This window comes from Yersinia rohdei ATCC 43380 (assembly GCF_000173775.1).
Taxonomy (GTDB): Bacteria; Pseudomonadota; Gammaproteobacteria; order Enterobacterales; family Enterobacteriaceae; genus Yersinia; species Yersinia rohdei.
This window is the reverse complement of record NZ_ACCD01000002.1, coordinates 64,918-89,454: the sequence shown is the minus strand read 5'-3', so window position 1 is coordinate 89,454 and position 24,537 is coordinate 64,918. Positions and strand designations below refer to the sequence as shown.

Genomic DNA, 24,537 nt, shown 5'->3' with positions numbered 1-24,537 from the left:
ATCGCCTTCAGTTTGCATGAAATCTCAGCAGGGAGGTAAATCTGACCATCGGTTCGAGCAATCGCAAGGCCGAAGGCAAGCTAAAGGGGCTAAATAGCCCCCATGATATAAAATACAAATGCTTGAAATTTTAGTGTGCCGAGTCAGTGATGCATTGCAATGCATGGTGTTTATCTAACAAGAAAGGCCGCAGATAACCAACAGTATTAGACATGGGTAAGATTTCTTCACTAAGGTGGATATTCAATATTTTACTGAGGTAATCACGACGTTTTTGTATTCTTTGCCAAACCTCTGGGTAATGAGTTGCAAGCTCATCACGTAGCTGTTGGTCAGCCAGCGCAATACCGTCCTCCGCACTTACACCAGCATATCCTTTTACCGAAGGAATAATATCAATTTGGAATAACATCCCGCTGCGAATTTTTTCTTCTGAAGCAGAATAAATAGGCGAACATAACCACTCTTCATCAGCAACTAAATGACCCGGATTTAACGACCAATGGTATTGCGCTTTAGGAAACACGGCTTCAACTAATTCATACATTTCTTTACCCGCCATGCCGATGCGGATATTTTCCAGCCAGGCCACTACCGTGGTGTAATAAGGAATAGCGACTTTATCAAGGTAATCTCTTTGTCCAACCGGCAGTTCATCCGCATGATGGACGGCATAACCAGCTCGACTACTCAGGCCACCTTTAAATCCAGTAGTTAATGATATCTTATCGCCAAGTTGTACCCTTTTATCCCCCGGATACAAATTAGCTTGTTCAAAACGATCGCCGGTCGCAGCAATTATCACCACCGTATTCGGCTGCCCGCCCTCTGTCAGATAACTTCCGAGTTGTTTTTCTGTGATACCCACGTCTATGGCAGCCAATGCTTTGAGCATACAATTAGAAGCCAGATTAGCGCCATATTCATAATGTGCGACTTCATTAGCATTGTTCGTCACCCTGGCCGCAGTATCACTACCAATAAATAATCTTGTTGCATTAATAATCGGGGTTATTGGCGAAACAGATTTTTTAATGGCATCCAAAAGAAAATAGGGAATATCAAATAACTGGTTATTATCGTCCAGCTGACTAGTGAACAATTTCCACCCTGCTACGCCTAACTTTTTGGCCTGTTGAATCCCGGTATCAACCAATAATTCAGCTAGCGTCTTAGTGTTTTCCATCGGTTGATTGGGCAGAGAGAAATAGGGAACATGAATCGCGGTATTGTTGACTCGAGCGTATTGCGATAATTTTAAATTCTCATTACCCAATAATAAATATATTTCCCCTGAGACATGCAATACCAAAGCTGCTTCTTCAAATCGGGGAATAAAGCCCGCCAGATACTCAAAATTGCCACCATGTTCTTTATCGGCATAAACAAGTAAATAATCCATCTCAGCCTGAATCATATTACTGATAACTTTAGCTTTCCGAGCCGCAATAGTGCTATCGCTCAGCGCTACTTTAGTGGCTGTATTAAATATTGGCGGTGCACCAAGAGGGTTAAGTTTTATTTGGCGTTTAGCAATCATCTTGTTATTACCCCGGTTAGTTAATGTCAAATAATCTTGAATTCATTGGTTAATTTACAACCACTTAGCATTGCGGGTAAAAGAAATTGTTAACCAGCGATGCGGGCCTGACTCGCCGATAGCCAGGGATATTTCATCACGTATTTGGTCAAAATAGGATACGCCACTGTTTTCCATTTCTGGTGGAATAACAACATGAATTTCAACAAATAAACCACGGCCAATTCGAGTTGCGTAATGTGAATAATCCACAAAATGGTATTTATCCATCATCTTGTCCATTAATTTTTCCATCGACGTATCCAGTGTGTCTGGCGTCATCTGTAATACTTCGCGGATAGCCGCTATTACTGTTTTTATCGGCACTGGAATTAATATCAGGGTTAGCAAGGCTAATACAGCAGGGTCAGTATAAACCGTCAAATGCTCATAACGGGTGCCTTCCATACTCCACGACAATAAAAAAGCCACTAATAAAGCGGCACTTATGCAGGCTGACATCAACCAGCTTTTGGTATCCAGCGCAATCAATTCAGATTTGACACGTTTATTTAAACGACGTTGTTTTAAGAAGAGAGTAAAACAGAAAACACTCACGACCAATGTATAAATAATCGCCCAACCTAGCTCCAGTTCCCGACCACCATCAATAATTCCTTTAATCGCATTAACAAAAGCATAGAGACAAAGGAAAGCCAATAAACTGCCATTGAAGGCCAAAACTAAGGGTTCTACATGCCAAAAACCATATTGAAAACGCCGGCTATTAGGTTGACCCAGTAGCCGTGACACCAATAAAGATAAGCTGCACATCCCCGCATCTAAAGCAGAAAACATGCCATCGAAAATAATCGACATTGAGCCGCAAGCAATACCAAAAATGATCCCCATAACGGCAATAAACAAAGTGCAAAAAATCGAACGCTTTAAAATCTGCTGTTCTAGCTTAGTATCATGCAGCATAGGGGCTACCTGCTCACTAATTGTTGTCATAATTACAACCTATTTTTAATGCAACCTATTGTTTTATTACGATCTGTTTTTTATTTAGTTTAATATGTTAACCACGATAAAGAAGTAAAAGTAAATCAACGCTATTAGTAGTGTGTCATGTTATTCCATTTTTACCAGTAAGTTATGCACTAACCTAAGAATATAAAAATGGCTTAATTACTTGTTTTTACTTATTTAAATCAGCTGCTTTATAAGTGGTTTCTTATCTTGCCAATAGCACAGTTAAATACCCTGTTTTTCGTATTTATCTTAAAGCTATCCGCTATCAGAGGTTTATACTTTAAATCGAATAAAAGTTTATTTAAATTTAACAACATACTGTTTTAATTAAAAATTTATCATCAAGCATGGTAAATGAGTAGAAGTTGTTATTAGTCAATAATATCGTTTTAGTAGACAGATACTATGCACGGCTTGATACCCGTTCTGGGGGAAATATGGCAGCAAAACTTAATATTGTATTAGTACACGGTGCTTGGGCTGATGGCTCTCAATGGCGGCATATTATTCCCTCCCTACATGCTTTGGGGCATCGAGTTATTGCTGTACAGAACCCGCTGACATCACTAGCAGATGATGTTGAAAACACCATTAAACTGACAACTACATTATATGGCCCAACATTGTTGGTCGGTCATTCCTATGGTGGCATGGTAATTACTCAGGTCGGGCACTTACAGAATGTTGTTGGGATGGTTTATCTCGCCGCCTTTGCACCTGATTCTGGTGAAAGCTTATCGAGTATTTTTGCATTACGTAAAGCTGCTGGTGCCGCTTATATTCGCCCAGATGATAATAATTTTCTGTGGTTCGACACTGAGAAGTTTCATGAAAATCTCTGTCAGGATATCGATGAAAATGAGGCGTTAGTCATGGCTGTAGTGCAAAAACCCTTGGCGGCGCGCGCTTTTACAGATAAATCATCTCAGCCAGCTTGGCGGGTGAAACCTTGTTGGTATCAGATTTCGACAGAAGACAGAATGTTGCCAGTTGAAACGCAACGCGAATTTGCCGAACGAATTCAGGCGCAGAAAGTGATTGAACTGCCCTCCAGCCATGCCTCTCATATCTCACACCCGCAACAGATCATTGATTTAATTACAGATGCTGCAAATGCGGTTAGATAATTTTTAGTCTTTCCTCACAGGCTGACAGTGCCAGACTCTAAACCAATAATTCTGGTGTCTTGTTTAAACCCAAAGTTTATAAACAAAAAAATCCGCCCGAGGGCGGATTCTATTAAGCACAGCATGTCACTATTAAAGGTGATTGCTGATTTTGCTAAGCTGTTGCTTAGAAAGTGTAACCAACGCCAGCAACCCAAGTGCCAACATCTACGTTACGGATGCGGCTCTGTTCGTAAGAAACGTCCAAGGCAACATTTTGCATTGGGTTAAACTGCATACCCGCGCCGTAAGTGAAACCGTAATCGTTGGTGTTATTTTTGTCGCCAGCAGAAGCTGGGAAGTTCTGGCTGAAACGGCCATAACCCACACCGACCAGGCCATAAACGCTAGCCCAATCATTGATACGATAAGCAGGGCCCGCAGTGATTGCGTTGTATTGTGCTTTGTTGTAAACAGACGCGCTGTCACCGAAGCTGCTTTTTTCAGTATGAGTGAAAGAAGTGATGTAACCCAGTTGAGAATCACTCCACTCGTAACGGTATTTCAGGTTGAAACCTGAAGATTTGTTAGCTACACCTTGGTAATCGCTCTGGGCATAACCACCAGAAACGGTGCTTTGACCTGCAAAAGCTGAACCTGCAGTCACTGCTAATACACAAGCTGCTACAGCTGAAAGACATGTAATTTTATTCATAACCACCTCGAAAAACGCAAATTTTTAGGTAAAGCAAAAAACACCATGAAATTATAACAATAAACAGTTAGAAACTCTGCCTGATAATGATTGTCTAACCATTTATTTGGTGTAACAAGTAATTTCAAGCATCTTCTATCCTACTAATACGCTTACGATTTTCCGCTATATTACTCTATTTCGTGACACCCATCACTAAAAGCCATTCCGGATTATTCTTAGTTTTAGTGCTTAAATTAGCGACATAAATAGCGTTAAAAAACAGCACCTCAGAAAAAATAATTATTTTTTCGCTTCTTCACCTCCACCTTTGGTGATTTTCATACACTTCACTGACATTTCATTTACACTGGCGAAGATTGTCATCCAATACTTTATTTGAGGCGCTACAGGATGTCTTTGTCTCCTTCATCCAAACATTCACTTCCGCTATTACCCATTTTCTTACTCGTGATCGCCATGATCTCCATACAAAGTGGCGCTTCACTAGCAAAAAGCCTATTCCCGCTGGTCGGTGCCCAAGGAATAACCTCACTGCGCCTTGGCATTGGCACGTTAATATTGTTTATTATTTTTAAACCCTGGCGGATGCGATTTGCAGCAGGCAGTCGTTTACCTCTGCTTATTTATGGGGTGACATTGGGTGGAATGAATTTTCTGTTTTATCTGTCATTAAAAACCGTGCCATTAGGTATTGCCGTCGCCCTGGAGTTTACCGGCCCCTTGGCATTAGCCATGCTCTCTTCACGCCGCCCGGTAGATTTTATCTGGGTCGGATTGGCCGTTTTGGGGCTATGGTTCCTATTACCGCTGGGAAATAATATCGGCAGCATTGATTTATTTGGGGCCGCTTGTGCACTGGGTGCTGGGGTCTGCTGGGCTATTTATATTGTTTCAGGCCAAAAAGCCGGAGGAGACCATGGGCCGGGCACGGTAGCAATTGGCTCGCTGATTGCCGCGCTGGTTTTCTGCCCAATTGGTGTAGCTTATAATGGTTTGGCGCTATTTGACCCGGCTATTTTACCCGTTGCTTTGGCGGTTGCCATTTTGTCTACTGCATTACCCTACTCTCTTGAGATGGTGGCTCTGACTCGTCTTCCCACGCGAACTTTCGGAACATTGATGAGTTTAGAACCCGCATTGGCAGCAATTTCTGGGCTGATATTCTTAAATGAACATCTGACATTAATTCAATGGCTGGCGCTGGTATCCATTATTATTGCCTCTATCGGGGCGACTCTCACCATTAGACCTAAACCCAAAATTGATACTGTGGCTTGAAAGGAACCCTAAATGGAAATCAGAGTTGCGACCCGCGAAGACTTTGCCGAGATCTGGCCATTATTCCAAGCGGTGATCCGCGGTGGTGATACTTACGTGTTCACTCCAGACACACCTGAGCAAGATGCCTATGACTACTGGTTTGGTGTCGGCGTTCGCTGCTTTGTCGCGCTACATCAGCAACGGATTGTCGGTATGTATAAGTTAATCGATAACCAACGCGGCCTCGGCTCGCATGTGGCAAATGCATCATTTATGGTTGATAGCCAAGCTCGTGGTCTGGGGATAGGGAAAGCACTTGGGCTGCATTGTATTGAACAGGCGACATGTTTTGGTTACCGGGCAATGCAATTTAACTTTGTGGTCAGCACCAATACTTTGGCCATTGCACTGTGGCAAAAATTAGGTTTTACCATCATAGCTACCCTGCCAAAAGCATTTAACCATAGCCAACTCGGTTATGTGGATGCCTATGTTATGCATCGCGCGCTGGAACCTTATCAACCCTAATAGCCCGGTATATTCCTCAAGCTTGCTTCAATTTATCAACGCCAATCCTGTTATTTCACAGACGGCAAAAAAATGCAGTGACCGACATTATGGCCGCTGTCCTGATGCTTAAATAAAATCCGACTATACTGGGTGCAGCATCTCACTGAACTTGAGGATATTATTCAGTGAGTCATGAAACAATTTATTCATTAATTTTGCAGGAAAGAGAGCGGCAGTTACTCAGCTATATTATTCCGTTTTTTTCCGCCGGAGGCCATGCATGCAAGACTGGGATCCTGATTTATACCGCCAATTTGAAGCCGAACGTACCCGCCCTGCTAATGACCTACTGACACATATTGCTATTGCAACACCACAGCGTATCAGTGATTTAGGCTGTGGGCCGGGTAATTCCACTCAATTGCTGCGCCAGCGATTTCCCCATGCTCAGTTGGTCGGGGTTGATAATTCGAGAGCCATGTTACTCAGTGCGCAGCAGCGCCTACCTGACTGCGAGTTCCTCGAAGCAGATATCCATCAGTGGCAACCTTCTGAGCCGCAAGATCTTATTTATGCCAATGCATCACTCCAGTGGCTAACTGACCACCAGCAACTCTTCCCAAGCTTATTTGCTAAACTCGCCCCCAATGGCGTTCTTGCTGTTCAAATGCCCGATAATCTGGCGGAACCTAGTCATAGAGCGATGCAGGCAGTCGCTGAGAATGGCCCGTGGCAACAAACGCTAGCAGAAGCTGGAGCGGTACGGGCAAAAGTCCTCACTGCAAATCAGTATTATGATTTGTTAGCGCCTCTCGCTGAACAAGTCGATATTTGGCGCACAACTTATTACCACCCAATGCCCTCAGCACAAGCCATAGTCGACTGGCTGCGCGCAACAGGTTTACGGCCATTCCTTGAGCCACTCTCTGGCGCTATCAGATTGAATTTTCTACAAGATTATTTAAAAATTATTGAAGAAGCATATCCGCCACAAATTGATGGCCGGCGCGTACTGGCATTTCCGCGGCTATTTATTGTGGCCCGAGCACCACAGTAGCCCCCAGATAATGCCGGTTAAAATAATGACTCGGCATTATTTTTCTGCAACATAAAGCCCCCCTTAAATATAACATTAAGAATATTTAAATAAAAAAACATATAAATCACAGTGATAGTTATTATCAATTAGCAAAAACAAATAAAAAACATTAATTTCATTAGGAAATAATAAATTACATTTATAAACATCACCTGCAATAACCTATTTAATTAATAGGTATTTTCTAACCTGCAAAATTAAATATCTTTGTTATACTTATTGCGGTGAAGAAATTAGCAATCAACTCAATAAAGGGATACCTATTATGAGTACAGCAAAACTGGTAAAAGCAAAATCTTCCGAACTGATCTACACACGTAATGATGTTGATGAACATACTAAAGCGCTTACAATAAAGCTATTAAACCAACTGGTTATTCAGTTTATCGATCTGTCACTTATCACCAAACAAGCTCACTGGAATATGCGCGGTGCTAACTTTATCGCGGTCCATGAAATGCTAGATGGCTTCCGCACCGCTATTAATGATCACTTAGATACCTTTGCAGAACGCGCCGTACAATTAGGTGGGGTTGCGCTCGGTACTACGCAGCTGGTTACTGAGAAAACCCCATTGAAGAGCTATCCAACCCATATTCATAGTGTGCAAGAACACTTGAAAGAGTTAGGAGATCGCTACGGGGTGGTTGCGAATTTCCTGCGTAAAGCAATAACCGAAGTCGATGATGAAGCCAGCGCAGATATGTTCACTGCCGCATCGCGTGACCTGGATAAATTCCTGTGGTTTATCGAAGCTAATCTTGAGTAATTAACACAGTTTAGCCAATAGATTTCCTGTTGCATTTAACTGGTAACTAAATCAATTCAATAACTTGGATTGAGTGATAACAGCCAAAACGCTGCTTATTGAACTATGACGAATAGACAGGGCCGGTTCTCCGGCTCTGTTCCCGGAGGTCATATGGCAAGTGGATGGGCCGGAGACGGCGCAGTACAAGATCAAATTGACTCCACTCTGGAAGACGCAGTCCAACGTGCTCGGCAAGCTCTTGGCACAGGTGTCAGTGAGATATATTGTCTGGAGTGCGGAAAAATCATTCCCGAAGCACGTCGCAACGCGCTGGCGGGTGTAAAAACTTGTCTGGCCTGCCAGCAGGAATTAGATAAACATCTGGCAACGCATGCTGGGTATAACCGCCGTGGCAGTAAAGATAGTCAACTCAGATAGCCCCTTCTGCACTCTTTTCAAACAAAAATCCGATGCAGTTAACAATATTGTTACATTAGTGTTGATTGTCTATTGTTTGTTATTGACTAACAAGTTAATAATAAGTAAACAATAGACTAATTGCACCAAAATGATATTCGCGCACCTTTTTGGTGAGTCATTTCGGTGCAGTTAGTGCCAGCTAAGTATTTGTTTGCAAATTGATTTAAATAAAATCCTTGTTTTTAAATAGCTTGCATTTCTGGCACGATCTTTTCATATTGCACTCTGATATATAAAAATGGATCTTCATGCCCCTCGCTATTGGCACTGCAAATTGACTGCAATATCAAGAACACAGGGTATATCCACAAAAGCACAAAGGAACTCCCACTTATGAAGTCACTTGTCAAAGTTTCATTGGCCGCACTTGCGCTGGCCTTTGCCGTTAGCTCCCACGCCGCAGAAAAAGAACTGATTGTTGCTACAGATACCGCTTTCGTTCCTTTTGAGTTCAAACAAGGGGATAAATATGTCGGATTCGATATCGATTTATGGGATGCCATCGCGAAGAAACTGGATCTGAAATACACCCTGAAACCAATGGATTTCAGTGGCATCATTCCTGCGCTGCAAACTAAAAACGTTGACCTGGCATTAGCTGGCATCACTATCACCGACGAACGTAAAAAAGCGGTTGATTTCTCTGATGGCTATTACAACAGCGGCCTGCTGGTCATGGTAAAAGCTGATAATAATGACATCAAAGGCGAAGCTGACCTGGCTGGCAAAGTGCTGGCAGTGAAAAGCGGCACTGGCTCAGTTGATTATGCTAAAGCTAACATCAAAACCAAAGACCTGCGCCAATTCCCAAATATCGACAACGCCTATCTGGAGTTAGGTACTGGCCGTGCTGATGCGGTTTTGCATGACACACCAAACATCCTGTACTTCATCAAAACAGCCGGCAATGGTCAGTTCAAAGCCGTTGGCGACTCCATTAAAGCTCAGCAATACGGTGTTGCATTCCCGCAAGGCAGTGACCTGCGCGAAAAAGTTAACGCAGCCCTGAAATCCCTGAAAGAAGACGGCACTTATGCTGCAATTTATAAAAAATGGTTCGGTGTAGAACCTAAGTAATTAATTTTTGCCGTTTTTAGACCAGGAGATTATCCATGCAGTTTGAATGGAGCGCTATTTGGCCCGCCATCCCAATCCTGCTTGAAGGCGCCAAGTTAACCCTATGGATTTCGGTTCTAGGGTTGCTTGGCGGCCTGATTATTGGGGTTACAGCAGGTTTTGCCCGCGCCTATGGCGGTTGGCTAAGTAGAAATATTGCATTAGTGTTTATTGAGTTGATCCGTGGCACGCCAATTGTGGTGCAGGTGATGTTTATCTATTTTGCCTTGCCGATGATGATGCCGATGCGCATCGACCCCTTCTCAGCCGCTGTCGTGACCATCATGATTAACTCCGGTGCTTATATCGCGGAAATCACTCGCGGTGCGGTGCTCTCAATTCATAATGGGTTCCGTGAAGCAGGTCTGGCACTGGGTTTATCCAAACGCGATACCTTACGTTACGTGATTGCGCCATTGGCCCTGCGCCGCATGTTGCCACCATTAGGTAACCAATGGATTGTTAGCATCAAAGACACCTCACTGTTTATCGTGATTGGCGTAGCCGAACTGACTCGTCAAGGTCAGGAAATTATTGCCGGTAACTTCCGCGCCATGGAAATATGGAGTGCAGTTGCGGTTATCTACCTGATTATCACCTTAGCTCTGAGCTTCGTTCTGCGCCGGTTAGAAAGAAAACTGAAAATAATATGATTGAATTCAAAAACGTCTCCAAACACTTTGGTAAAACCCAGGTGCTCCACGACATCAATCTGAATATCACCAAGGGAGAAGTGGTGGTTATTATTGGCCCTTCCGGCTCGGGTAAATCTACCCTGCTGCGTTGTATCAATAAGCTGGAAGTGATTACCAGTGGTCAACTGATTGTCGATGGCCTGGATGTTAATGACCCGAAAGTCGATGAACGCCTGATCCGCCAGGAAGCGGGCATGGTGTTCCAGCAGTTTTATCTGTTTCCACATCTCACTGCACTGGAAAACGTGGCTTTTGGCCCAATTCGAGTGCGTGGGGCATCGAAGGAAGCAGCCAATAAACTCGCAATGGACTTATTAACGAAAGTGGGTCTGGAAGAGCGCGCACATCATTATCCGGCAGAACTTTCTGGTGGTCAGCAGCAGCGTGTAGCTATCGCCCGTGCATTGGCGGTAAAACCTAAGCTAATGTTGTTTGATGAGCCAACATCTGCACTGGATCCAGAATTGCGCCATGAAGTCTTGACGGTAATGAAAGATTTAGCCGAGGAAGGCATGACCATGGTTATCGTGACCCATGAAGTTGGCTTCGCGCAAAAAGTGGCGTCGCGCCTGATCTTTATTGATAAAGGCCGAGTGGCGCAAGATGGTGACCCTGACACCTTAATTTCAAATCCACCAAGCGACCGGTTACGGGAATTCTTGCAGCACGTTTCCTGATAGCACTTAAAATTCATCAGGCGGATATCTGTATTGATAACCGCCTGATGGCTTTATAAAAATGTAGCATAAAACATCATTTCAGCGATTTACTCACATTAATACCTGCTGATTTTTTGCTTGAGCAAATTCAGCCATCAATTTCACCACATCTTGCATACCAATATTGACCTGATTAATAACGTCACCGGCATCTTGAGTGAGTGTTACGCCACCGCCCGCCTGCTGGACACAAGTCCCCATCCCTTTGATTGCGGCGGTCACACCACTTTGAATAGTTTTGGTCATTTGCTCAATTTCAATCGCTGCTTTACGCGATTGCTCTGCCAATAACCGAACTTCACTGGCTACCACAGAAAAACCTCTACCATGCTCGCCAGCATGAGCCGCTTCAATTGAAGCATTAATCGCCAATAGGTTAGTTTGCGATGATATTTTGCGGATGGCCTCAACGATAGTGCCAATTTCCTGCGAACAACGCCCCAAATTACTGACCACGTCAGAGGTCTCGCGGGCGATTAATTCAACTTCTTGCATGCCACGAACCGCTTGTTGAACAATAGCGGCTCCTTGCGATGCTGAGCGGTCGGTATTTAAAGATAAATCATGAACATTCCGGAAAAGGTTTTCCTCATGCTCTTGCTGCAGCATGAGTTGGGTGATGTCTTGTGCAATTTTAACCACTTTCAACACCTTGCCATCATCATCTATAATGGGGTTATAGCTGGCCTCCAACCATACCCGCTCGCCACGGCGATTAACTCGCTCAAACCGGCCAATAATAAACTCTCCCCTGGCTAACCGCTGCCAATGTTGTCGATATTCGTCAGATTGGGAAAATTCGGGCGTACAGAGTATTTGATGGGATTTATTCTGAATATCTGCCAGTGAATAACCAATTAAATTAAGTAAATTGTCATTAGCATCCAAAATAATCCCTTGCGGAGTAAATGTAATAAGACCCATTGAACGATTGAGTGCGTTCAACAAACTTTGGTGTTCCTGAGATTGTAAAATACGCTCAGTAACATCACTGGCAATTTTAATAATTTCGATTACCTTGCCATACTTATCAAATACTGGCGTATAGGTGCCTTGCAACCAAATTATGCTGCCATCTTTACGGACTCGTTTAATATTATCCGTTATCGCACGCCCGGCATTTAGCCGCTGCCAGTGCTTGCGATAAGCCTCGGTAGCGACATATTGTGGACTGCAAAATAGGCTGTGATGTTTGCCTGTCACCTCCTCAGATTCGTAACCCATTGCTTGTAAAAACAGTTTATTAGCTTGTACTACCGTCCCGTCGGGCTTGAACATAATCATTGGGACGGCGTTGTCTATGGCCGCCATTTCTGAACGCCAGAGTGCCTGAGAGGGCCAGAGGTTTAATTTCATATGTGCGAGTCCTTTGAAGGAAAGGAAAATTGGGAATAAGATTATTAGTATTTTTTTACATACGCTAAAATACAAAGGCAACAATAAAAAATACTGCTTTTGTGTTTTGCTGTTCACCCGTAACGATGAATTAATTAAATAGAAAGCAATGGGCACCAAGTAATATAAAAATATCTTTTGTTGAAAATAATACTGAGATAATATTTATCTAATAATAGTAGACCAAAGTACAATAATTGACAGTAAGGTCTTTGAGTAACAAAAAAATAGTGCTTTATAAATTATTTTTTTAAAAAATCAGCATTTAATAGAATGTAACATTGGAAAAAACAATACAAAAATAAAGGTTATTTGATTGTAACAGTAGGAAATGATGTGAATAGCAGTATTTAATCTGTATTTGATCAAATACTGCTCAAAATAACAATCAGAAAAATTACCAGCGTTCAGCCACCCAGGCAGCCTGCTGTTCTGGTGTGAGGAATGTCCAGGCGACAAAACGGCTCACTTTTTGACCTTGCGCCATATCAATGGTGCGAACTTCAACTGCATTGGCATAACGCAGAGCATGGTATATTGCCGGTAATGTGGTCTTCTTGGAAATCAAAGCCGTAAACCAGAAACAGTTTTGTGCCTTGGTTGCGCTTTCCGCCACCATGCGGCTGACAAAACCCTCTTCACCCCCATCGCACCACAACTCACTGTTTTTGCCACCAAAATTTTGCACCGGCTTAGCGGCAACTTCACCTTTACCCAGCTTATGTAGCTTGCGGCGGGTAGTGGCTGCGGCTTCTTCGGCGGAACCATGAAACGGAGGATTACATAATGTGGCATCGTAGCGTTCATTCACCGCCAGAATACCCTCAAATATAGCTTGAGGATCTTTTTGCTGTTTCAATCGCAACGTATTTTTCAGAGTGGGGTTCATGGAGACAACCATTTTCGCCGCGCTGAGTGCTTGCGAGTCAATGTCTGTTCCGGTGAAACGCCAGCCGTATTCGCGCTGACCAATAATCGGGTATATACAGTTAGCACCAACACCAATATCCAGCACCGCTATATTTTTTCCCTGCGGGATAACGCCACCATTGCAACTAGCTAATAAATCGGCCAAATGGTGCACATAATCCGCACGCCCGGGAATAGGTGGGCAGAGGAAGTCAGCGGGAATATCCCAATATTCGATGCCATAAAAATGTTTTAACAATGCCTTGTTCAACATTTTCACTGCCAAAGGATCAGCAAAATCGATAGAAATATCACCGTAGGCGGTCGGTGCCAAGAAAGGGATTAATTCAGGGCAACTCACTGAAAGAGCATCAAAATCATAACGCGAGCGATGACGGTTTCTAGGGTGCAATCCACTTTTTTCTTTCGGGAATACTTTTTTGTTTTCCATCGTACTGACTCTCTGGTAGGCATTTTCTGGCGCGTAAGATAGCATAAATTAGCCTTCAGCGGGCGAGTGGCTAAAGAGACTGCTCGCCGCTAGCCCATTTATTTTTAGCCAGAATAGCTGACGGAATAGCGCGTTCTGGCCTCATCTAACCATAGTGCAATGGTAGGAATGTATGAGTACTGAAAATTATTATTACTACGAACCCGCTGCGGGCCATGGTCTGGCTCATGATCCTCTGAAATCAATTATTGGCCCACGCCCTATCGGGTGGATATCTTCTGTAAATAGTGCAGGCCAACGTAATCTCGCACCTTATAGTTTCTTTAATTGCTTTAGTGACCGCCCACCTATTATTGGTTTTTCCAGCAGTGGCTGGAAGGATAGCGTCGCTAATATCTCCGAGACTGGCGAATTTGTCTGGAATTTGGCAACTCGCCCATTAGCGATGGCCATGAATAACAGTTCAGCTACCCTGCCACCGGAGCACGATGAATTCCTGTTTGCGGGTTTAACCCCCAGAGCGGGCCGTCGTGTCGATGTCGATTGTGTGGCAGAAAGCCCGGTAAATTTTGAATGTAAACTGACGCAATGCATCCAGCTAACAAATGCTGACGGAGCAACTATTGATAACTGGCTAGTGCTAGGCGAAGTAATTGCAGTACATATTAGTAATGAATTAATAAATGCAGAGGGAATTTATCAAGCGATGGCGGCACAACCCATTTTACGTGGTGGCGGCCCTACTGCTTATTACCAGGTCTCTGATGATTTACGCTTTGACTTACAGCGACCAGAGGGGACTCAGCCCCGGAAATAATCGTTCAAATATTTTGAATTACTAGCTCAGTTCTATCCGGTTTTAAAGTTTCAACAATGGCGTACTATGGGTCTTATCGAAAGGAAACACCCTTTCAACCTTAAAACCGAATAGGAATACATCATGAAAAACATCAAAAATTTCGTTGCAGTTATTGCCCTCTCTACACTGTCTTTCGGTAGCTTTGCCGCAGAATACGTTAACAGCCAAGACGCCGCAAAATTAGAACAAGTTGGCGTGGTCTCTGTCAGCGGGGTAACTGACCTGAGCAGCTTGAAAGCGCAACTGGCCGAAAAAGCAGATGCTGCGGGTGCTAAAGCCTTCACCATCACCTCAGCAACTGGGAATAACTTGATGCATGGCACTGCGGTTATTTATAACTAATCGGCTTGTTATCCTTGCATTTACAGCAGTGTTAGCGGTATTCACATCGCTATACTGCCCGCATCACTGCTGCAAAAGAAAAAGCCCATCAGTACTGTGTTAATCAGTGCTTGATGGGCTTTTTTTGCTGACAAAATACCAAACTCACACTTATTCAAGCAGCGCGTTTATTGCCCTGGCAAATGCGCGGCACATCGCCTCATCACCCTGCTGATTGTCAGCCAGCAATTTATTTCCATCTACTATTCGCAGAGTAACATTTAAGTCGAAATCAGCTGGCAGTTGCGGGCGTATAGCGGCCTGTTCAATTTTTTGCTGAGCCTCACGCCAAGCTTCATCCACGGTTTGATTACAGACTTTTGCCAGATAATCAGGATTGAAACCTTCTCCTGTCAGGCTGCGCAGTGTCTCATCATGGCTGACGCTGTTGCCGGGTCGCCAATAATGTTGTGCCAAATCCGGGCCAATTGCTGGGTTATCGGTCAAGTAACCATCACGATTGAGGAAGAAGGCGCGCGTCTGCTCAACCGCCATCAGTGCCAGTAAATAGCCCTGATAAGAACAGGCTGACTCCATCGACAGTAAATGAGGAATGGCCAATGTTGGCCGCGGGCTACCACTGACTCCCAGAATTTTTAGCTCAATATCTCTGGCCAATTGAGTAATAGCCTGTGGCGTGCGTTGCTCGTCATCCCATTGATAAAGCTGCCATTCAAAATAGGGGACTAATAATATGTGCCGCTCATTAAATGCCCGCATCGGTTGCCGCGCCTGAATACTTTCTTGAATCAAAGTATCAGGAACAGCCGCACCTTGGTTATTTTTAGCATAGCGCTTTAGCCAGTCGGCATCATCAAGCAGGCTATCGCAAAACATAGATTGTGTTTCGGCATAAGCCATTGATGTAGGTGGAAATTCCTGAGAGAAACAAGGCGAATTCTGGACAATGTTGGCAAAATGCGCGGCATGACCACCTTCATGAAATAACGTATTTAACCCCGAAGCCCCACTCCCAACCTGGTCTGGTTTAGCCAAACTAGTGAAGTTTATCCGCGCCGGTATCCATTTCCCTTGGTCAATAAAAGCCGGGACGGGGCCGTGCATAAAACCATTTTCATATTTTCCTGGCCGCACCAGCAAGTCTAAATTCATCTGCGCGCCGCGAAAACCAATATGTAGCCGTTTAAAGCTATTAACCCAGCGATCAAGTGATTCGGCAAAAGGGAAATAAGGATCTAATTGGCGGGTAACATCCCCACTACTGGCATAGCGAATATTCCAGGGCTCCAGAGCTTCTGGGCCTTTTTCTGTGACTAATTGCTGTAAACTGCGTTGATTAGCCACTCGGGTCTGTTCTTCGAAACTGTCTAAAATAGCGAACAGCTGTTCGGGCGTCATCCGCTCGGTTTTATTCACTTTGTAATCAAAGTAATTGCGGTAACCCATTTTTCGGGCAAATCGATTACGTAAATTAATTAATTCCGGCAATCCATTGTGTAACAACCATTGCTCCAGCTCGCGCAATGCCAGATGCGAACTGTGGCGACACTCTGCATTTTCATTAGTGCTTTGGTTGGTCAACAGCTCGCCCAGCGAAGCAGGAACCCGCTCACCGGCCGCATTTAAATGTGTCAGAGTAAAGGCTTTACGCCGCTGATAAAGATCTGATTCAGCAGCAATAATTTCATCAAGCAAAACTTGAGTGTTGGGATCTTCAATCGCATTACAATCAAAAAAACGATACCAGCCCTGTAAACCATGTACCAATGCATCATGTTCCGTGGTAGCAGGTTGATTTTCCAAGGTATTAATCAGGTCGCGCAGCTCTTTTAATCGATGACTTTGGGCGATAAAACGTTTATAAGCCGTTTCTGCTGCGGAAAATTGCTGCGTAACATCATCACTACCCAACCCCATGTAGTTCTGCCAGAAAAGATCTTCTTTGGCTTGATGGACAGCCAGATAATCCTTGTTCAGAGCAGTCAAGTAGTTCAAAGCCTGTTGCATAATGTTCCTTTTCAGCAATATTCGAGTAAGAAAAGTTATAACCTTTTCTCAGTCTAGCACTGTCAGATAGCACAAAATCAGGCGATTTTTATCTGTTGCAGGGCTTGTTCGACAGTATCCGCCTGCCCGACCGCAACCAAACAACATGCCAGTTGTTTTTGGATAGACTCGGGGATAGGCAGTTCGCCTGCCAGGCAACCTTCAATCCAGGCGGCGGTGATGGCGGCATCTTTTGATGCTGGCAAATTAAGCTCCGCGGGCTCTGTTGGGCGATCCAACAAGATTTTCTGCTCACCACCATTAATATAGTGAATTGGTGGGCAGCGTAATGGATTGGCATAAACCTCTCCTTCCGTGCCTTGCTGCAATAGCGCCGGAGCATGGATCGCCTGGAAGAAACCGCCCACTTTTTGCATATATTCAGGATGAGAAACGCTGGCCAGACGCAATGCGTGGTCATCAATAAAGGGAGTTGCCAGCTTTGCCAGTGTATGGCTGCTATTTCTCACTCCCATACGCCAGCGTTGCTGCAATTGCCCCTCTAATTGAGCAGATAATGCCGATACTGGAATAAATACCGGCAATCCATTATTCAGGCGCTGTTGCGCCTCTGCCGAATTGAGTGACCAAGGGATATTGAGCTGTTGGAAAATCTCGGCGCTGGTTACCCGGCTGCTATCTTCTGTTACACCGTGCACCACCACCGGCAAACCAAGGCGTGCAAGCAACAATGCTAATAATGGCGTGAGGTTAGCTTGCTTGCGAGCCCCATTGTAGCTGGGAATAACTACCGGCATGGGGCGGCCCTGCGGCGCGCGCAAGGGCATAATTTGTTCTTGCATTGCCTGATAAAAACCCAGAATTTCCTGCTCAGATTCACCTTTAATACGAAACGCAATCAGGATGCCGCCCAACTCCAGCGCCGGTACTTGCCCCGCGAGCATGGCTTTATACAGTTCATAGGCGGTCTCCTGGCTCAAATCACGGGCATGATTTTTACCACGGCCAATCTCTTTAATAATTTTGCTGTAATCCATGGTGCGGTATTTCCCCTGTCCGAATTCGGTAAAGATAAATCAGGCTGAATATTTCTTAAACTTTATCATTGATAGTGATAGCTATGCCCGAAAAATTGGCATCGCGGCAAATGAAAAAGTCAGTTGAGAGCCACTCCATCGGGGCTGTGGATGAATAACAGCCACCATCTGATGATGGACAACAATAGGGAAAAAGAACCAAATTGACGAATAAATAAGTCGCGGAGAAAGATGCTGGCGGGGAAACAGGGCGCTGCTGAGTATGAATCGCAGCAGCGCCCTGTCTATCACTCTTGAGGTTTTACTTCTTCCGGCGGGCTAAACAAGATGCGGTAGATAGCGCCGCCTAATGCCCCCCCGACCAACGGGGCCAGCCAGAATACCCATAATTGCTGCAAGGCAATACCGCCAGCAAAAATAGCCACCCCGGTACTGCGCGCAGGATTGACCGACGTATTGTCCACCGGAATACTGATTAAGTGAATTAGCGTTAGACACAGCCCAATAGCCAGTGGGGCGGCTGCCGGGTATGCATTTTTATCCGTCGCCCCCATAATAACCATCACGAATCCCATAGTTAAAACCACTTCTGCAACTAATACTGCTTGTAAGCTATATCCCCCTGGAGAATGCACACCAAAACCATTACTGGCGAACCCGGCACTCACGTCAAAACCGGCTTTACCACTGGCGATTAAGTACAAAATCGCCGCCCCGGCTAATCCGCCAAGTACCTGAGCCGCAATATACGGAATCAATTGTGCACCGGAAAAACGCCCCCCCACCCATAAACCAAGAGAAACTGCGGGGTTAAAATGCGCACCAGAGATATGCCCCAATGCATAAGCCATCGTGACCACAGTTAGCCCGAAAGCCAACGCCACACCGAGAAAACCAATCCCTGCCACCGGGTACATGGCCGCCAACACCGCACTGCCACACCCGCCTAACACCAGCCAAAAAGTGCCGATAAACTCTGCCATTAGCTGTTTCATACTGCCTCACCCCGCCCGCTAAAGATGTCGATAACAGTCAACGTTGCCGCTAACTAATAACCAGCAAATTACACCGGCGGTACTGCCAGGCTTGACTTGTTAGGTTCAGCTCACCAGCGGCTTATTTAAGCTTAGTCACTGGATTTATCCCCATTGGGAAAGATTACAGATTAAACAGTTATTTTTATCGATTATTCGTTATTTCGGGGGAATTAAAGGTATGAATTATCACCCAAATACCATTATAAAGTAGCCCGTTTCCGCCGCCCTTTCTTCGCCCCTGACTTAGCCGGTGTTTTGGCAACTGCGGCAGGAATAATCACGCCCTCTGGCATTTCCGGTTGCTCAATTGGGAACACCGGCAAGGCAGCCAACAACCTCGAACCATAACCTTTGGTTAATAAACGCCGGTCATAAATAACAATTTCACCATGACATTGATTACTGCGGATCAACCGCCCAACCTGCTGAATCAAGTTAAATGAAGCACTTGGTAAACTTTGAACTTCAAATGGATAGCGCTTTAATGATTTCAGCCATTCACCTTCAGTCAGGATCACCGGGCTGTCGATAGGTGGAAACGAAATTTTGTGGATATGTACTTGGGTCAGCAATTCGCCTTTCAAATCCAGCCCTTCGGCAAAAGATTGCAAGCCAATCAAAACACTGGCCGTCCCTTTACTCACCCGCTTGCGATGCTCCTCGACCAACCGATAGCGCGGTTGATCCCCTTGAACCAACAGCATCAAACGCAGATCCGTAACATGGCTGAGGAAAGTTTGCATCGCCCGATGGCTGCTAAACAAAATTAGCATACCTTTATGCCGCCCGCTGGCCTGTTGCGCGCGGAAAAACTGTGCCATTTCAGCCAGATGCTCGGCTTCATGTGCCATAGTCGGCTCATGGCGCATCTTGGGAATAATCAACTTTCCTTGCTCGATATGATTAAACGGCGATGATAATGATTCAAACCTGTCACCGGCTTTTTCACTCAATCCACTGAGTTCTTGTAAGCGAGCAAAACTATTAAGGGAGCGCAAGGTGGCTGATGTCACAATCACATGGGGGACTTTGCGCCACAGCATTTTATCCAACTGATCACTGACCCGTATTCCCACACAGTGGAAATAAAGATGTGTTTGGTTCTCGCGATAATCACGGGTTATCCATTTGGAAATTGGCGCATTCGAGGCTTTTTCCAATGCCGCCAACCGCCACAGTTTACTCATAGCCTCCAGATAGCCCAAAGTTCGGCTCATTTGGATAATCGCACGATGTAGCCGCACAATATCGTGCTTACCTGTTTGTTCGCTCAAATCATTCAGGACAAACTCGGCTAAACCGCGCAAAGCATCGGTCAGCTTGAATAATTTGGTGCAATCTTCTGTCAAATTGCCCGGCAACGCCCCCATTTCAAAGCGGTGCACTGCGGGGCTGCCATCAGTGGGTAAGTATTGGCTGACGTGCTGTTCGACACTCAGCATCAGCTCACGCAACTGCTCACAATGGTCTTTCAAGCGCTCTGGATTAGCTAAACCCGGTGGGTTTTTAGGCCGATATTGCACCATACATTGATCCACCAGCCGCACAATCATATCCAATTGCATATTGGCAAAAACGGCGGTGATCTCACCTTCAATTTCCAAAGCATCGCGCGCCACATCAGGTAAATGATGGCCTTCATCCAATACCAACAGCAGATCTTTTGGATTAGGGAGCACAGATTCAGTTTCTAATGCGGCCATTACCAATGCATGGTTGGCGACCACCACATCAGCAGTTTCTATCTCTTTGCGGGCAATAAAAAACGGACATTCCCGAAAATAATGGCAATTACGCCCCAGACAATTGGCTTTATCCGTACTCAACTTGGCCCATAAACTATCACTGAGTGATAACTGATGATGGTCTCGCAACCCGTCCCAAACATGGCTATTCAACGACTTAGACAGCGCCAGACATGTCGCCTGTTCCTCACCATTGGCAGGTGCCAGCTCATCGCCGAGAAACAGTGATAAATCCCCTTGCCCAGAGACATCCGTGCACATCGCCGCCAAATTACGCGGACAAACATACCGCCCGCGCCCAAAGGCACCGGTGAATTTAAGATCGGGAATAATCTTCTTTAGTAGCGGTAAATCTTTGCTGTAAATCTGATCCTGTAGTGCCACATTCGCGGTGCTCACCACCAACGGCTTGCTTTCTGCGCGACTTATCGCAATTCCGGGGATCAGATAAGACAGCGTTTTGCCAACACCGGTCGGTGCCTCAATCGCCAAATGACGGCCTGCATCACCGGCCAGGGTTTTCGCCACTTCAGCTATCATCTGGCGCTGTGGCGCCCGAGAAATAAAATCTGGGATCTGCTGCGAAAGCGCCTTATACCACTGACTAATTTGTGTTTTTACTGCTGGGGACAACGCCATGCATATCTTATCTAAACTGAATGTTGCCCTATTGTCCCACACCACAAGGCTCCCGTCAGCCCGAAAGCACCCTTGGCATAGCCGAAAACACTTGCTGGCGCCAATAACCTTAAAATGAAATTTACCGAATATCGCAGTTATTTATTATTTGTCATAAATATATCACACAGATGCGGTAAAAATTCTGCGCTGGACGAATTCAGACAGATATTGAATACAGCAAAGAAATCTACGACTCGCGTCTTTTTAAATAAGATAAACAGGGCAAAAAATATGAAACGCAATATTCTGGCAATCTTGATACCCGCTTTATTAGTTGCCACCACGTCACATGCAGCAGAAATTTACAACAAAGATGGCAATAAACTCGATTTATATGGAAAAGTAAAAGGGTTGCGTTACTTCTCTGATAATAATAAAAGCGATGGCGATAAATCTTACGTCCGATTTGGTTTTAAAGGTGTAACCCAAATCACTGACCAATTGAGCGGTTACGGTCAATGGGAATATAACATTGCGGCTAACTACGCTGAAAGCCAAGAAACAAAAGACAATAAAACACGCTTGGCGTTTGCAGGTTTACGTTATGGGAAATTAGGCTCAATCGATTACGGCCGTAATTACGGTGTGTTATATGATATCGCCGCCTGGACTGATATGTTGCCGGAATTCGGTAATGACAGCTATACCAGAACGGATAACTTTATGACTGGCCGTACAACTGGCGTTGCAACTTATCGCAACACAGATTTCTTCGGTTTGGTTGATGGTCTGAAATTCTCCCTGCAATATCAAGGCAAGAATGGCAGCGAATCCGACACCAATAATGGCCGTGCAGATATAGCCAAACAGAATGGCGACGGTTTTGGTTTATCTTCCAGCTACTTGATTGGTGCCGGTGTCAGTGTCGGTGCCGCCTATGCTTCATCTAACCGCACCACCGCTCAGAAAAACAGTGCTTTTGGTAAAGGTGATAAAGCCGATGCCTGGACGACTGGCCTGAAATATGATGATAACGGTGTCTATTTAGGTGCAACTTATGCCGAGACGCGTAATATGACCCCAATTTCTGGCACTGCGGTTATTAATAATGTGTCAACCAGCGTGAGTGGATTCGCAAATAAAACTCAAAACGTTGAGTTAGTAGCACAATACTTGTTCGATTTCGGTTTGAAACCTTCTTTGGCTTATATTCAATCAAAAGGTAAAGATATTGAAGGGATCGGTGATGCTGATTTGGTAAAATATATTGACATTGGCACTTACTATTACTTCAATAAAAATATGTCTACCTATGTGGACTATAAAATCAATCAGCTTAACGACGATAACAAGTTAAAACTGAATACAGACAACGTTGTTGCTGTCGGTTTGGTTTATCAGTTCTAAAAGCGCTGTATCGGTATTTTCCTCATTGTTTAAATGCTTCATCGTGATTTGTGAATTTTATTAGTTTTATAATTATCACTTTGCCGGGAGACAACTCCTGGCTTTCTTTTTATGCAGTAATGGCTATGCCCCCAGTTTCTGCGAATAAAGCCAACTGTAATGCCTAATAATCCGAAATATTGGCTCAATGGTGCTGCTGGTTTTATGCATCATGTCTAAAACCTTTTGTGCTTTCATAATAAGGGCAGTTTTAGTCACTATTCATTAAGCTAATCATTGCCACCAACAAGAATAACCCTCTGTTTTAGCGCAAAATTTAGACGAAAAATTAAAACGCAAAAAAATGATAAAAAACTTTGCTAAGGATCACTATTCTCATGTTTACTGATACATCCCTATTTTACTGTTCCTTGCCAATTGAATAATTATGCTCAAGCAAAATAGTCGTAATCTGTGGTTGTTGATCGGTTCACTTTTCACCTTATATTTCGTCTGGGGTTCAACCTATTTGGTCATTCGCATTGGGGTCGAAAGCTGGCCTCCCTTGATGATGGCCGGATTACGTTACTTGATTGCTGGCATATTATTATTCAGCTTTTTAGCTATTCGTGGTCATGCGTTGCCAACTTTACGGCAATGGATGGGAGCCAGTGCCATAGGCATTTTATTATTAGCTATCGGTAATGGGCTGGTTACCATTGCAGAACACCAGCATGTTCCCTCTGGAATTGCAGCTGTGATGGTGGCAACTGTTCCACTATTCACTTTGTGTTTCAGCATGTTATGGGGAATGCGTAACACTAAACTGGAATGGTCGGGAATTGCTCTCGGGTTGGTGGGTATCATATTACTCAACACCGGCAGTAACTTATTAGGCAATCCACTGGGAGCACTGCTGATATTGGTAGCTTCAGCCAGTTGGGCATTCGGATCAGTCTGGAGTTCGCGTTTGGCTCTGCCTAGTGGGGCGATGTCTGGCGCAGCCCAAATGTTGGTTGCCGGGGTCGTCTTATTGCTAGCCAGTACCATTAGCGGCGAAGAGCTGAACCAAATGCCGACTATGGGAGGAATTCTTTCGTTACTGTATTTGATAATTTTCGGTTCTATGCTCGCTATCAGCGCTTATATGTTTTTGTTGAAAAATGTTCGCCCTGCAGTAGCAACCAGCTATGCCTATGTCAATCCGGTTGTTGCAGTTTTACTGGGTATTGGCTTTGCCGGTGAAAGTTTATCGACTACTGAATGGTGGGCGTTAGCCATCATAGTTTCTGCAGTAGTATTGGTCACTTTGGGGAAATTTCTGTTTAAATCTCGTTAATACCTGCACAGCAAGAATGCAACATAGTTGTTTCATTGAATGAACGGGCTATAATTCTTGCTGTTTTGATAAAAAGTGAAAAAAACTATGCTGAAAAAAGCACTCATTATCCTGATTGCGGTAATGGCTCTGAGTTCGTTAGGCGGTGTTTTTCTTGCCGGGCTGAATATCTATACCCGTTCAACCACGCCATATGAAACACCAGCCACAGAATCTACCCCAATGTCTGATATTGGCCCTGAGGGCTTGTCCAACAATGGTCAGGAATCACCATAAGCACACATTTATCCTGACACTGCTGCTGCAAAAATACCGGTACAGCCCCTGACCCGTTCAAAAAAGTTATGAGCGGCGGGGGCAACAAAAAAGTAAGAGCAAAACCTCTGCATGAAAGTCGGCTA

Annotated in this window: 23 protein-coding genes and 1 pseudogene; 15 read left to right on the top strand and 9 right to left on the bottom strand. The window is 44.6% G+C overall.

What is annotated here, in order from left to right:
* Positions 1 to 130: 130 nt before the first annotated feature.
* Both YROHD0001_RS14480 and YROHD0001_RS14485 read right to left on the bottom strand, forming a co-directional pair.
* Positions 131 to 1,540: a M24 family metallopeptidase gene (locus YROHD0001_RS14480; protein ID WP_004713467.1), complete on the bottom strand. Its 1,410-nt coding sequence runs from the start codon at positions 1,538 to 1,540 to the stop codon at positions 131 to 133.
* Positions 1,541 to 1,594: 54 nt separating this feature from the next.
* Entirely contained in the window at positions 1,595 to 2,533 is a 939-nt protein-coding gene (locus YROHD0001_RS14485; protein ID WP_032816107.1) for a cation diffusion facilitator family transporter, read from the bottom strand.
* Positions 2,534 to 2,991: 458 nt separating this feature from the next.
* Here YROHD0001_RS14485 and YROHD0001_RS14490 point away from each other — a divergent pair, with 458 nt between their 5' ends.
* Complete coding sequence (locus YROHD0001_RS14490; protein ID WP_032816106.1) at positions 2,992 to 3,681, top strand: alpha/beta hydrolase; 690 nt, start codon at positions 2,992 to 2,994, stop codon at positions 3,679 to 3,681.
* A gap of 166 nt (positions 3,682 to 3,847) precedes the next feature.
* Here the strand turns inward: YROHD0001_RS14490 and ompX are convergent, their stop codons facing one another.
* Positions 3,848 to 4,375: an outer membrane protein OmpX gene (gene ompX / locus YROHD0001_RS14495; protein ID WP_004713463.1), complete on the bottom strand. Its 528-nt coding sequence runs from the start codon at positions 4,373 to 4,375 to the stop codon at positions 3,848 to 3,850.
* A gap of 393 nt (positions 4,376 to 4,768) precedes the next feature.
* On the opposite strand from ompX, the gene rhtA reads away from it, so the two are divergent.
* The 8 genes from rhtA (at position 4,769) to glnQ (ending at position 10,966) form a co-directional block, all read left to right on the top strand.
* Complete coding sequence (gene rhtA / locus YROHD0001_RS14500; protein ID WP_032816104.1) at positions 4,769 to 5,656, top strand: threonine/homoserine exporter RhtA; 888 nt, start codon at positions 4,769 to 4,771, stop codon at positions 5,654 to 5,656.
* A gap of 12 nt (positions 5,657 to 5,668) precedes the next feature.
* Positions 5,669 to 6,166 (top strand): GNAT family N-acetyltransferase, encoded by a 498-nt coding sequence (locus tag YROHD0001_RS14505; protein ID WP_004713460.1) that lies wholly within the window; start codon positions 5,669 to 5,671, stop codon positions 6,164 to 6,166.
* Between the two features lie 262 nt (positions 6,167 to 6,428).
* A complete protein-coding gene (gene tam / locus YROHD0001_RS14510) occupies positions 6,429 to 7,205 on the top strand; it encodes a trans-aconitate 2-methyltransferase (RefSeq protein ID WP_004713458.1) in 777 nt (258 codons plus the stop codon).
* 307 nt (positions 7,206 to 7,512) lie between these two features.
* Entirely contained in the window at positions 7,513 to 8,016 is a 504-nt protein-coding gene (gene dps, locus YROHD0001_RS14515; RefSeq protein ID WP_004713457.1) for a DNA starvation/stationary phase protection protein Dps, read from the top strand.
* 153 nt (positions 8,017 to 8,169) lie between these two features.
* Positions 8,170 to 8,436 (top strand): DksA/TraR family C4-type zinc finger protein, encoded by a 267-nt coding sequence (locus YROHD0001_RS14520; RefSeq protein ID WP_004713455.1) that lies wholly within the window; start codon positions 8,170 to 8,172, stop codon positions 8,434 to 8,436.
* Positions 8,437 to 8,811: 375 nt separating this feature from the next.
* Positions 8,812 to 9,555, top strand: a complete 744-nt coding sequence (glnH, locus tag YROHD0001_RS14525; RefSeq protein ID WP_004713453.1) for a glutamine ABC transporter substrate-binding protein GlnH — start codon at positions 8,812 to 8,814, stop codon at positions 9,553 to 9,555.
* 35 nt (positions 9,556 to 9,590) lie between these two features.
* Entirely contained in the window at positions 9,591 to 10,247 is a 657-nt protein-coding gene (gene glnP / locus YROHD0001_RS14530) for a glutamine ABC transporter permease GlnP (protein WP_004713452.1), read from the top strand.
* Entirely contained in the window at positions 10,244 to 10,966 is a 723-nt protein-coding gene (gene glnQ, locus YROHD0001_RS14535) for a glutamine ABC transporter ATP-binding protein GlnQ (protein WP_032816102.1), read from the top strand. The genes glnP and glnQ overlap by 4 nt, the downstream gene beginning before the upstream one ends.
* A gap of 93 nt (positions 10,967 to 11,059) precedes the next feature.
* On the opposite strand, the gene YROHD0001_RS14540 is transcribed toward glnQ, so the two are convergent.
* Together YROHD0001_RS14540 and rlmF are read right to left on the bottom strand one after the other, a co-directional pair.
* Positions 11,060 to 12,364 carry a methyl-accepting chemotaxis protein gene (locus tag YROHD0001_RS14540; RefSeq protein WP_004713450.1) on the bottom strand — a complete coding sequence of 435 codons (1,305 nt, stop codon included), beginning with the start codon at positions 12,362 to 12,364 and terminating at the stop codon, positions 11,060 to 11,062.
* 436 nt (positions 12,365 to 12,800) lie between these two features.
* Positions 12,801 to 13,763 carry a 23S rRNA (adenine(1618)-N(6))-methyltransferase RlmF gene (gene rlmF / locus YROHD0001_RS14545; protein ID WP_167335094.1) on the bottom strand — a complete coding sequence of 321 codons (963 nt, stop codon included), beginning with the start codon at positions 13,761 to 13,763 and terminating at the stop codon, positions 12,801 to 12,803.
* A 172-nt stretch (positions 13,764 to 13,935) separates the two neighbouring features.
* Between rlmF and YROHD0001_RS14550 the strand changes: the two genes are divergently transcribed.
* The 3 genes and pseudogenes from YROHD0001_RS14550 to YROHD0001_RS20925 all read left to right on the top strand — a co-directional run.
* Positions 13,936 to 14,580 carry a flavin reductase family protein gene (locus YROHD0001_RS14550; protein WP_004713448.1) on the top strand — a complete coding sequence of 215 codons (645 nt, stop codon included), beginning with the start codon at positions 13,936 to 13,938 and terminating at the stop codon, positions 14,578 to 14,580.
* A gap of 123 nt (positions 14,581 to 14,703) precedes the next feature.
* Positions 14,704 to 14,964, top strand: a complete 261-nt coding sequence (bhsA, locus tag YROHD0001_RS14555) for a multiple stress resistance protein BhsA (protein WP_004713447.1) — start codon at positions 14,704 to 14,706, stop codon at positions 14,962 to 14,964.
* 59 nt (positions 14,965 to 15,023) lie between these two features.
* A pseudogene (locus tag YROHD0001_RS20925) lies at positions 15,024 to 15,095 on the top strand (zinc-finger domain-containing protein); the annotation flags it as partial.
* Between the two features lie 19 nt (positions 15,096 to 15,114).
* Here the strand turns inward: YROHD0001_RS20925 and YROHD0001_RS14560 are convergent.
* The 4 genes from YROHD0001_RS14560 to dinG form a co-directional block, all read right to left on the bottom strand.
* Positions 15,115 to 16,971 (bottom strand): M3 family metallopeptidase, encoded by a 1,857-nt coding sequence (locus tag YROHD0001_RS14560; protein ID WP_004713446.1) that lies wholly within the window; start codon positions 16,969 to 16,971, stop codon positions 15,115 to 15,117.
* 77 nt (positions 16,972 to 17,048) lie between these two features.
* Positions 17,049 to 18,008, bottom strand: a complete 960-nt coding sequence (gene ybiB, locus YROHD0001_RS14565) for a DNA-binding protein YbiB (protein ID WP_004713444.1) — start codon at positions 18,006 to 18,008, stop codon at positions 17,049 to 17,051.
* A 287-nt stretch (positions 18,009 to 18,295) separates the two neighbouring features.
* Positions 18,296 to 19,003: an aquaporin Z gene (gene aqpZ / locus YROHD0001_RS14570; protein ID WP_004713443.1), complete on the bottom strand. Its 708-nt coding sequence runs from the start codon at positions 19,001 to 19,003 to the stop codon at positions 18,296 to 18,298.
* Positions 19,004 to 19,245: 242 nt separating this feature from the next.
* Positions 19,246 to 21,429 carry an ATP-dependent DNA helicase DinG gene (gene dinG, locus YROHD0001_RS14575; RefSeq protein ID WP_004713442.1) on the bottom strand — a complete coding sequence of 728 codons (2,184 nt, stop codon included), beginning with the start codon at positions 21,427 to 21,429 and terminating at the stop codon, positions 19,246 to 19,248.
* Between the two features lie 273 nt (positions 21,430 to 21,702).
* Between dinG and ompF2 the strand changes: the two genes are divergently transcribed.
* The 3 genes from ompF2 to YROHD0001_RS14590 all read left to right on the top strand — a co-directional run bounded on the left by ompF2 (position 21,703) and on the right by YROHD0001_RS14590 (position 24,412).
* A complete protein-coding gene (gene ompF2, locus YROHD0001_RS14580; RefSeq protein WP_004713441.1) occupies positions 21,703 to 22,818 on the top strand; it encodes a porin OmpF2 in 1,116 nt (371 codons plus the stop codon).
* Between the two features lie 427 nt (positions 22,819 to 23,245).
* Positions 23,246 to 24,136 (top strand): drug/metabolite exporter YedA, encoded by an 891-nt coding sequence (gene yedA, locus YROHD0001_RS14585; RefSeq protein ID WP_004713439.1) that lies wholly within the window; start codon positions 23,246 to 23,248, stop codon positions 24,134 to 24,136.
* An 87-nt stretch (positions 24,137 to 24,223) separates the two neighbouring features.
* Positions 24,224 to 24,412: a hypothetical protein gene (locus tag YROHD0001_RS14590; RefSeq protein ID WP_032816100.1), complete on the top strand. Its 189-nt coding sequence runs from the start codon at positions 24,224 to 24,226 to the stop codon at positions 24,410 to 24,412.
* Positions 24,413 to 24,537: the final 125 nt, after the last annotated feature.